Source organism: Mesorhizobium sp. B2-4-12, assembly GCF_006441575.1.
In the GTDB taxonomy this organism is placed as follows: Bacteria; Pseudomonadota; Alphaproteobacteria; order Rhizobiales; family Rhizobiaceae; genus Mesorhizobium.
Map to the genome: position 1 here is coordinate 1 of NZ_VFVC01000088.1, position 9,118 is coordinate 9,118.

At 60.6% G+C, this 9,118-nt stretch carries 7 protein-coding genes; 1 reads left to right on the top strand and 6 read right to left on the bottom strand.

Features of this window, described 5'->3' with window-relative positions; translation table 11 throughout:
- Positions 1 to 383: 383 nt before the first annotated feature.
- The 6 genes from FJ934_RS27505 to FJ934_RS27530 all read right to left on the bottom strand — a co-directional run bounded on the left by FJ934_RS27505 (position 384) and on the right by FJ934_RS27530 (position 8,186).
- The gene (locus tag FJ934_RS27505) at positions 384 to 1,100 is read right to left on the bottom strand and encodes a hypothetical protein (RefSeq protein ID WP_140613540.1); all 717 of its coding nucleotides are present in this window, start codon (positions 1,098 to 1,100) and stop codon (positions 384 to 386) included.
- Positions 1,097 to 3,724: an N-6 DNA methylase gene (locus FJ934_RS27510; protein WP_181165797.1), complete on the bottom strand. Its 2,628-nt coding sequence runs from the start codon at positions 3,722 to 3,724 to the stop codon at positions 1,097 to 1,099. The genes FJ934_RS27505 and FJ934_RS27510 overlap by 4 nt, the downstream gene beginning before the upstream one ends.
- Positions 3,725 to 4,168: 444 nt before the next feature.
- Positions 4,169 to 4,414, bottom strand: coding sequence for a MoaD/ThiS family protein (locus FJ934_RS27515; protein WP_140613542.1), 246 nt, complete (start codon positions 4,412 to 4,414; stop codon positions 4,169 to 4,171).
- Positions 4,415 to 4,582: 168 nt separating this feature from the next.
- Entirely contained in the window at positions 4,583 to 6,847 is a 2,265-nt protein-coding gene (locus tag FJ934_RS27520) for a xanthine dehydrogenase family protein molybdopterin-binding subunit (protein ID WP_140613543.1), read from the bottom strand.
- A 2-nt stretch (positions 6,848 to 6,849) separates the two neighbouring features.
- On the bottom strand, positions 6,850 to 7,326 hold the full coding sequence (locus tag FJ934_RS27525) for a (2Fe-2S)-binding protein (protein ID WP_140613544.1): 477 nt from the start codon (positions 7,324 to 7,326) through the stop codon (positions 6,850 to 6,852).
- Positions 7,326 to 8,186: a xanthine dehydrogenase family protein subunit M gene (locus FJ934_RS27530; RefSeq protein WP_140613545.1), complete on the bottom strand. Its 861-nt coding sequence runs from the start codon at positions 8,184 to 8,186 to the stop codon at positions 7,326 to 7,328. The genes FJ934_RS27525 and FJ934_RS27530 overlap by 1 nt, the downstream gene beginning before the upstream one ends.
- 269 nt (positions 8,187 to 8,455) lie before the next feature.
- Between FJ934_RS27530 and FJ934_RS27535 the strand changes: the two genes are divergently transcribed.
- Complete coding sequence (locus FJ934_RS27535; protein WP_140613546.1) at positions 8,456 to 8,899, top strand: SRPBCC family protein; 444 nt, start codon at positions 8,456 to 8,458, stop codon at positions 8,897 to 8,899.
- Positions 8,900 to 9,118: the final 219 nt, after the last annotated feature.

The window sequence follows — 9,118 nt, forward strand, 5'->3', positions numbered from 1 at the left end:
GTGTATGAGCGGGCGCGGACGGCGGGGGGCTCTAGTCGCCAACAGCGAAGGGCGGTCGGCCGGGCTCTCAAAGATTGCGACAGCGCTGCGAAAACTGAGCAGACTGCGCGCCAAACACCGTCAGGCTGGGATTGATCGGCTCGCCCAGCAGGTCGGCCCTCCCCACGGCCTGCGCACAGACGACTTCACCGAGTCTCCAGCCAGCGAAGGCTGGCGGTCATGGGAAGGACCTTGGCCTGATGGTCGCTATTCTAACGTGAGATAAACGGGGTCTTGGGAGGAGCGTGAGCGACAGTGTGCCGGACAAAACGAGGGCGGTGTTCGGCGAGAGGCCAATGGCGGAGATTTAGTGTGTACTTCAGCTCTGCAAAATGACTGATCAGTTATCGCTCGCCAATCGAATCGGCTGGTAACGCGACACCGACAGGTGAATCGGTTACGGCCACGACTGCCGGAAATAGAAGCTCTTGCAGCGGCACTGAACGAGCCAGCGCCTCCTGATACGAAAGCGGCGGGTCGATACTGGTCGCCGCTACCGCAACTTCGTCCGGCCTCAGTCGGAACTCGATGGCCACATCGTCTAATTCCGCCGCGCGTTCAGGAGCAGACTTCTCGATATATTTCATCATTGATGACCACCAGAGAGAATCGTCTGGTCTGCTCTCCCACGTTCCAAGCCGTACCACGGGAAATCCTGCCGCAAGAAGCACCGACGATATGAACGTCGCGCAGGTTAGACCCTGACGATCATTCTGCGGAGAATAGCGTCCATTTAAATCAAAGGCGGTTGGTGGAGGGTTTGGCCCGTAAGGAATTTCCTTGGACTGCGCACACATTTCAATGAAATTGGCAACGAAGTCGCTCAAAGAGTCGTCTTGCGTTAGACATGCGCATTCTGCCCATAAATAATTGTCACCGTGCGGAAGAGTTTCATCACGCAGGTCATTGTGCCAAGCTAAATGGGTGAACTTAACGTCGCCATTGGAGTGCCGATAGAGAAGTCCAACATGCATACTTCTCTCGCCCAGCGGCGTCGCCCTTATGGCAATTCCCACATAACTCGGATCGGCAGCAACGCGATCGCAATGCTGAAACGTCATTCGTACAATCCGATCAGCAGTCGGTTCACTGCAGCCCCTCGCTTCCCAAGTTCGGAGGCGACGCGGTCCCGGAAACCATCCCAATCCTTCAACTTAGTCTTGAAACGGTAGCTTCCGCGTAAGAGCGTCATCAGAGACGTCTCCGCAAGTTGGGAAATAGGCGCTTGATTGAGAGCGGCATCTATTTCAGAATACTCGCCAGAACGTGCAAGTTCCTGCAACTTGGCCAGTACCCGCACCCTGTAGGCGCGATCCGTGCCGTTGTAACCCGTCTCAACGAAGGGCCTTAGCCAATCAGGAAGGGAACTGTCGGCTTCATTTTGCACCGGCCTAACTGTCGGCGATCCGGACCTTAAGCCCAACACCTTTGATGCCGCAGCCTCTACTATGCGCGCTTCGACGTCGGGTCCACGGTTGCTCTGTTCGTAATAAGAGTAAGCATACTTCGCCAGGATATCGATCTCACGGGCGAAGTAATCACCCGTGTTGAAGAGGTCGATCAGCGGAACGTCTAGAACGTAGCGAGGGCTCATGTCGAACTGCCCACCACCGGTGGGCGGCGCGTGTTCGGCGACGAGATTGAAAAAGGCCTCGGAGTTGAGCAATGACAAGTAGGCGAGTTCGACATGAATTCGCTCTGACGGCTGCAGATGCGAAACCGTATTCTTGCGAAGGACCCATCCAAATCCCTGAAGTACCACCGCTTGAGTTGGAGCATGGTGAACAAAGCCTCCGGGTTTTGCCCAGTATTTTGAGACAAAAGCAGGTGGGCTATTCTCCATTCCGGAACGGCGTTCGCTTAGTTCCCACCACTTATCGGCCTTCGCTCGCCGCCCAGACAATTTTCGCCGAAATGGCTCCAGGTATCTCGCGCTAAACCGCGGCAATTGGCGAAGCAGTTCAGGCTCAGCACCTATGGAGTGCTCACGACCATAGGGATAAAACACGTAGAACAGTTGAGTTACGCGACCGTCCATGATGCCCTTCGAGGAAATCGCAGGGCGAAAAAAAGTCTTCTCTGATTCAGGTAAGTCTAGCCACTGCGTGCGGTCCAGTACGAATGCTGTGTTCTCTCCAGTCCGGATACCTTGCCTTACATCGAATACATCCTTCACGGTTGTCGCGAAGGATTGTTGAACATGCTTTGTTAGCGGGCGCCGTCGGCCGAGACTTTCGCTCCAGTCTGGTGCAGTAATTCTAGTCGCGCCCGACGTTTTCGCCGCAGGTATCAGGCTGAGTGAAAATCCTTCGTTCTCGTCCGAATTCCAGCGCTTCAATCTCAACGCCCTTAGCGCATCTCCCGCGTTCTCAGCGTCCGACCCTGCATGAATGCGGATGGTACTTTTAACGGAATTGCTACTCAAGACTAAGGCACCAACACGGACCCGGGCGTGCGAAAAGATACTGTGATCATCGAATAAAGCAGACAGGAAGACGTGCTTGCGATCTAAAAGTTTGTTCCTCCATGTTGAGGCAGATTTTGCGTCAAGTGCATTGGCGGGTAGCAAAGTCGCAATCGCGCCGCCTGGCTTCAAAATATCCAGCGCGCGTTCAACAAATGCCGTACTGAGATCTGGCCGACCACCCGCGCTCTTCCCTACAACAGTGGACAGGAGCTCCCTTTGATTGGCATCCAACTCCTGCCACCTGGTAAATGGCGGATTCATGACCACTGCGTCTGCCTCAAAATTCGGTACGTCTCGAAGAGAGTCAGCTATTTCAAGATCAAGCTTAATTCGACCTTTACCCGGCCATTCCTGGCCAGCCACACCGAGCACAAAACGCGCCATATCGATTGCAACTGGCGACATATCTCTTCCAACCAGAGTTATGTGACCCCGATAATCTAGACGTTCCAATGCACGAAGCGCTTCCACCAAGAACGCGGCCGATCCGCACGCGATATCAGCGATGACGAGGCGATTACGATTCTTAAGGTCTCCCAAGGCCTGTAAAACTTGCTCTGATAGGGCCCGAGCTAGGAACGGCGGCGTAAAATGAACTCCCCCGCGATCCGGCTTGCGCGCGGTCGCCGGTGCGACATAGTTGAAGAGATCAGGGGGCGGTCCCTGAATGAGAACGTGATGTGCTTCTTGAAAAATGGCACCAGAAGCGTGCCGAATGGCGAGAGACACATCTGTTGCAATTGACCTGTTGCCCAACCGAAGTGATTGGTATTCATTGTAGATGGCCTCTACCTCGCCTTGCGGAAGAAGCGAGACGACTTCCTTAGAGCCGTCCGGCACTTGAAATCCGTTGTCAACGGCAGCAAGATTTCTCTTTGTAGGCTGTTGGCCACCAGCAAATACTCCTAGGAGTGCCAGATAGGCGGCTATCGATTTCTCGTCAGGCAGATCCGCATGATGAACCAGATTCCGTACTCTTTGGAACAAAGACAGCGAATGCTCTACAATCGTGCGACGATCTGTTGTCCTGTCGGATCGCAGATGTTCATAGAAATCGATTGGATTACTCAGCACGCGGCTTATATCGAATTCACTCGTCTCGTCCGGCCGGTCCCAACGCAGAACTCTCACTCGGTCGCCGGTCATCAAGACGTGGTGTGGAATATTTGATGACCATACCCAAGACGAGGCATCGACAGGATCGATGTCGTCGGCCACCGATACCGCGAAACTACCGAACGATCCGTCGAGCAAAACCTCGTGCTCACCCTCGTGATGCGTATCATTGCCACGGAACAATGGAGCCCGAGCCAAGCCGTGCTGCCGTGCCAGTATGCCGATTTGGTCGCGGAGCGTGGCCATTGCGTTGTGATGTCTCGTGTTTTGAAAGACGTTCCGGAAAAACAGACTAACCCATCGTAGAATCAACTACAATCCGGATGTTTAATTCTGGTAACCAGGGGCCGGCTTGTTCGGGCTCTTCCCACTCGATACCGACGGTCAACAGGATGTTCCTATTTTGTTCCAAATTAGGCCTGTGTGTCAATGACCGACAGTCCTCGCAGGCTTTGCGGCGAATAGGCCGTCTGTGGCGCAATCGTGAATTCCGAATGATTGCCACAGCCGCTTTTGACCGTAGCAGCCAGCTCCGGTCTTCTCCCTTCACCCCCCAGCCAGTCTCGGCAGCAGAAATATCTCCGCTCCCGGCGGCAGTTCCTTCCCCCACGTATCCCGATAGATCACCCCGTCGATCGCCACGGCAATCCCGCGATCGATCCACGGCTCGAAGCCGGGATACTGTTCAGCCAGTTTCCTGAACAGCTCCCTGATGTCCTTGGCCTCTACCTCGACCTTGCTCTTGCCGCCGGCGAGTTGGCCGAGCGCGCCCCAGAGGGTGACTTCGACCATCGCTTAAGGTGTGCCGATATTCAAGTGAGACCGGCCTGCGAACGAAGGCTTCCTGCGCTTCCGGTGCTCACGTACGAAAAGTACGCTCCGCTCCGGTTCTCGCAAGCCGTCGTTCTCGACTCGTCCTGACTTGAATCTCAACACACCTTGACCTCAGCGTTGGATATCTCAGCCTTCCCGTTCCGCCTCGATCGCCGCCAGGATGCGGGGCGGCGACATCGGGATGTGGGTCATGCGCACGCCGGCCGCGTTCGACACCGCGTTGGCGATCGCCGCCAGCGGCGGCACGATCGAGGTTTCACCGACGCCGCGCACGCCATAGGGGTGGTTGGGGTTGGGGATTTCCAGGATCTGGGTGTCGATCATCGGCAGGTCGGAGCACACCGGGATGCGGTAGTCGAGGAAGCCGGCGTTCTGCAGCCGCCCGTCCTTGCCGTAGATATACTCCTCGTTGAGCGCCCAGCCGATGCCTTGCGCGGCACCGCCCTGGTACTGGCCCTCGACATAGGTCGGGTGCACCGCCTTGCCGGCATCCTGCACCACCGTGTAGCGGATAACCCTGGTGGCGCCGGTCTCGGGGTCGACCTCGACATCGCAGATATGGGTGGCGAAGGAAACGCCGGCGCCGTCGGCGACGAGCTCGCTATGGCCGGCGATCGGCCCGCCGGTCTTGCCGGACTGGGCGGCGATCTCCTTCAGCGAGAGCGCGGCGAGGTTGCCGTATTTCTCGCCCCTGGCCAGAGCGTGGCCCTTTTCCCAGACGACGTCGTCGACCGGAATGTCCCACATCTGCGCGGCCCGCTCGCGCAGGATCCTGATCGCGTTGCGGGCGGCCGAGATCGTCGCCATCGAGGACGAGAACGTGCCGCGGCTGCCGTCGGTCATGTCGTTATAACCAAGACTGGAGGTGTCGGCGACGATGGCCTTGACCTGGCTGTAGTCGATGCCGAGTTCTTCCGCCGCCACCAGCGACAGCGAGGCGCGGGAGCCACCGACATCGACGGTCCCGACGGCGAGCGACACCGAACCGTCCATGCCGATGTTCAGGTCGGTGCAGGTCTGGCCGCCGAAATTGAACCAGAAGCCGCAGGCCATGCCGCGCCCCTGGTTCTCCTTGAGCGGCGCCTTCATGTGCGCATGGTCCTTGGCCGCTTCCAGCGTCGGGCCGATGCCGATCGGGCCGTAGACCGGGCCGTAGGAGGAGCGCGTGCCTTCCTGGGCGGCGTTCCTGATGCGGAACTCGACCGGGTCGATGCCGATCTCCTTGGCCAGCTCGTCGACGGCGCTTTCCACCGCGAACGCGGCCATCGGTGCCGACGGCGCGCGATAGGCCGCGGTCTTCGGGCGGTTGACCAGCACTTCGTAGCCCACCGTCTTGACGTTATCGAGCTTGTAGCAGGCAAACGCCGTCATGGCGCCGACCTCGGCCCAGCTGCCGGCATAGGGGCCGCTGGTGTAGCGCAGCGTCGCTTCCGCCGCGGTGATGGTGCCATCCTTGCGGGCGCCGATCTTGACGTCGATCGAGGTGGCGCTGGTTGGCCCCGAGGCGCGGAACACCTCGTCGCGGGTCATGACCAGCTTCACCGGCCGTCCAGCCTTGCGCGACAAAGCCAGCGCCACCGGCTCGGCCCAGACATGGGTCTTGCCGCCGAAGCCGCCGCCGATCTCCGAGGAGGTGACGCGCAGCTTCGAGGCTTCCATGCCCAGCAATTGCGCGCAGTGCTGGCGGTAGACGAAATGCCCCTGCGTGCAGACCCACAGGTCGGCGGTGCCGTCGGAGCTGACGCTCGCCACGCAGGCATGCGGCTCGATATAGCCCTGGTGCGTCTGCTCGGTCTTGAACGAGCGCTCGACGATGAAGTCGGCATGCGCGAAACCCTCATGCACGTCGCCATGGCCGAACTGGCTGCGCTTGGTGACGTTGGATGGCTTGACCGGCTTCTCCTCCAGCCCCTCGGTGAAGATCGTGTCGTTGATCAGCGGCGCATGATGTGCCATCGCCTCGTCGACGTCGGTGACATGCGGCAGCGGCTCGTAGTCGACCTCGATCAGCTTCAACGCCTGCCTTGCCGTGCGGGCATCGACAGCGGCGACCGCGGCCACCGCATGGCCGTCATAGAGCGCCTTGGTGCGCGCCATGCAATTGTCGAGGATGTCGTACATGGCGGCATCGCCATCGGTGAGATCGGGCAGGTCGGCGGCGGTGATCACCGCCTTCACGCCGTTCAGCTTCTCGGCCTTGGAGGTGTCGATCTTGCGGATTTTCGCATGGGCGTGCGGGCTGCGCAGGATGCGCCCGACCAGCTGGCCGGCCATGTTGAAGTCCGCCCCATAGCGGGCGCGGCCGGTCACCTTGTCGACGCCGTCGGGGCGGACGGGGCGCGTGCCGACGGATTTGAAACTGCGCCCCGAATAACGCGGATCGAAATTCATCTTCAGGCTCCCTTCATCACGCTTGCCGCGTCCTGGACGGCGCGCACGATCTTGTCATAGCCGGTGCAGCGGCAGAGATTGCCGGCCAGGCCGAAGCGGATTTCCTCCTCGGTCGGGTCGGGGTTCTTGGCGAGCAGGTCCTTGGCCGCGATCAGGAAGCCCGGCGTGCAGATGCCGCATTGCAGCGCCGCGTGCTCCAGGAACTTCTGCTGCAAGGGATGCAGCTGATCGCCATGCGCCATGCCCTCGACGGTCTCGATGCGCCGGCCCCCGGCTTCGGCGCCGAGCACCAGGCAGGAGCACACCAGCCGGTCGTCGAGAATGACGCTGCAGGCGCCGCAATCGCCGGTGCCGCAGCCTTCCTTGGCGCCGGTCAGGCCGAGCCGGTCGCGCAGCACGTCCAGCAGCGTCTCGTCGGGCTGGCACAGATATTCGATCGTGTCGCCATTGATGGTCGTTGAAACTGCTATGCCAGCCATCATTTGCCTCCTGCACGTGCATAGGCGGTCATGGCGGCCCGCCTGGCCAGCACGCCCGCAACCTTCCGTCTGAATTCGATGGTGCCCCTCTTGTCGTCGATGGGGCGGCAGGCGCCGGAGCAGACCTTGGCCAGCCGCTCGAGTGCCGCTTCGTCGAGCTTGCGGCCGACCAGGGCCTCGGCCCCTTCTTCCACCAGCAACACGGTCGGCGCGGCGGCGCCGATCGCCACGCGGGCCGCCGTCACGACGCCCGCTTCGTCCAGCGTCAGGTTGACGCCGGCGCTGACCACGGCGATGTCCATCTCGGTGCGCGGAATGAACCGCAGATACGCATCGCCCGAATGCGGCGCGCGCTTGCCGAGCAGGATCGCCTCGATGATCTCGCCCTTGGCGAGCGAGGTCCTGCCCGGCGCGGTCGGCACGGTCTCGACGGCAATCGTGCGCTTGCCCGACGGGCCGACGACCACCGCCTTCGCGCCGGCCGCGACCAGGGCCGGCACGCTGTCGGCCGCCGGCGAGGCGTTGCACAGATTGCCGGTCATGGTGCAGCGGCCCTGCACCTGCTTGGAGCCGATCAGCTTCGCCGCTTCGACGACACCAGGCCAAGCCTTCTTCAGCACCGCGCTCTCGCCGAGCACGGCGCAGGGAACAGCGGCGCCGATGCTGAAGCCGTCGGCCGTTTCGCGGATGTCGCTCAGGCCGGCGATCCCCTTGATGTCGACGATGAGCTCCGGTTCGATGAAGCCGCCCTTCATCCTCACCAGAAGGTCGCTGCCGCCGGCGAGAATGGCCGCCGGCCCCGCCGATCCGGCCAATTGGCCCACGGCATCTTCGATTGAAAGCGGACGTATGTAACGCATCGTCTCCCCTTGATTGTCGCGATCTCGCCGACCGTTATAAACTGTCTCCCCATAATGACCATCCGCTTCCTCATTCGCGACGATGGGCCACACGCCGCAAAATGCAGTCCCAAATCCACCCGAACCGGCGTAAGTTAGGCGTGCGCCAGCCGGACACGCCCAACGAGCGACGGAGGCGGGCCTTCGGAAAAAAATCCGGGGCCGATGTCGGACTGGCCAGGCCTTGCTCGTCCTTGGGGCGTCGAACAGCAATGATGAAAGGAAAGAATATGCCCGGCACCGTACGTTTGCACCGCGTTCTGACGACCAGCCCGCAAAAGGTCTACCGCGCCTTCGTCGAGGCCGATGCGCTGACGAAATGGCTGCCGCCGAACGGCTTCACCTGCACGGTTGATCATCTCGAGGCAAAGGTCGGCGGCACGTTCAAGATGGCCTTCCGCAACTTCACGACCGGCGGCAGCCATTCCTTCGGCGGCGAGTATCTTGAACTCGTTCCGGGCGAGCGCCTGCGCTACACCGACAGGTTCGACGATCCCAACCTGCCCGGCGAGATGCAGGTGACGATAGTCTTGAAGAAAGTGTCGGTCGGCACCGAGATCGACATCACCCAGGCCGGCATTCCGGACGTCATCCCGGTCGAGGCCTGCTATCTCGGCTGGCAGGAATCGCTCCGGAACCTGGCAAAGCTCGTCGAGCCCGAGATCAATCAATAGATCGATGAGTGCAGCGCTGTCGACGATGACATCGGCGGCGCCAACGGCTGCGGGCGGTGACAAACAGGGGCCTTGACCGCACCATCTTGCGCGTGAAACCTCTCGGGCCAAAGGGCAGTGCAATCGCATACGGCAGCGCCGGCCCCTCTCCGTCCGCTGCGCGGCCACCTCTCCCCACTTTGTGAGGGCGAGGAACCAAGCCTCCCAAAGCCGCGACTT

Bases quoted from the DNA above. Each gene is read 5' to 3' on its own strand.
- FJ934_RS27505 (WP_140613540.1), bottom strand. From the start codon at position 1,100: ATGACGTTTCAGCATTGCGATCGCGTTGCTGCCGATCCGAGTTATGTG.
- FJ934_RS27515 (WP_140613542.1), bottom strand. From the start codon at position 4,414: ATGGTCGAAGTCACCCTCTGGGGCGCGCTCGGCCAACTCGCCGGCGGC.
- FJ934_RS27520 (WP_140613543.1), bottom strand. From the start codon at position 6,847: ATGAATTTCGATCCGCGTTATTCGGGGCGCAGTTTCAAATCCGTCGGC.
- FJ934_RS27525 (WP_140613544.1), bottom strand. From the start codon at position 7,326: ATGGCTGGCATAGCAGTTTCAACGACCATCAATGGCGACACGATCGAA.
- FJ934_RS27530 (WP_140613545.1), bottom strand. From the start codon at position 8,186: ATGCGTTACATACGTCCGCTTTCAATCGAAGATGCCGTGGGCCAATTG.
- FJ934_RS27535 (WP_140613546.1), top strand. From the start codon at position 8,456: ATGCCCGGCACCGTACGTTTGCACCGCGTTCTGACGACCAGCCCGCAA.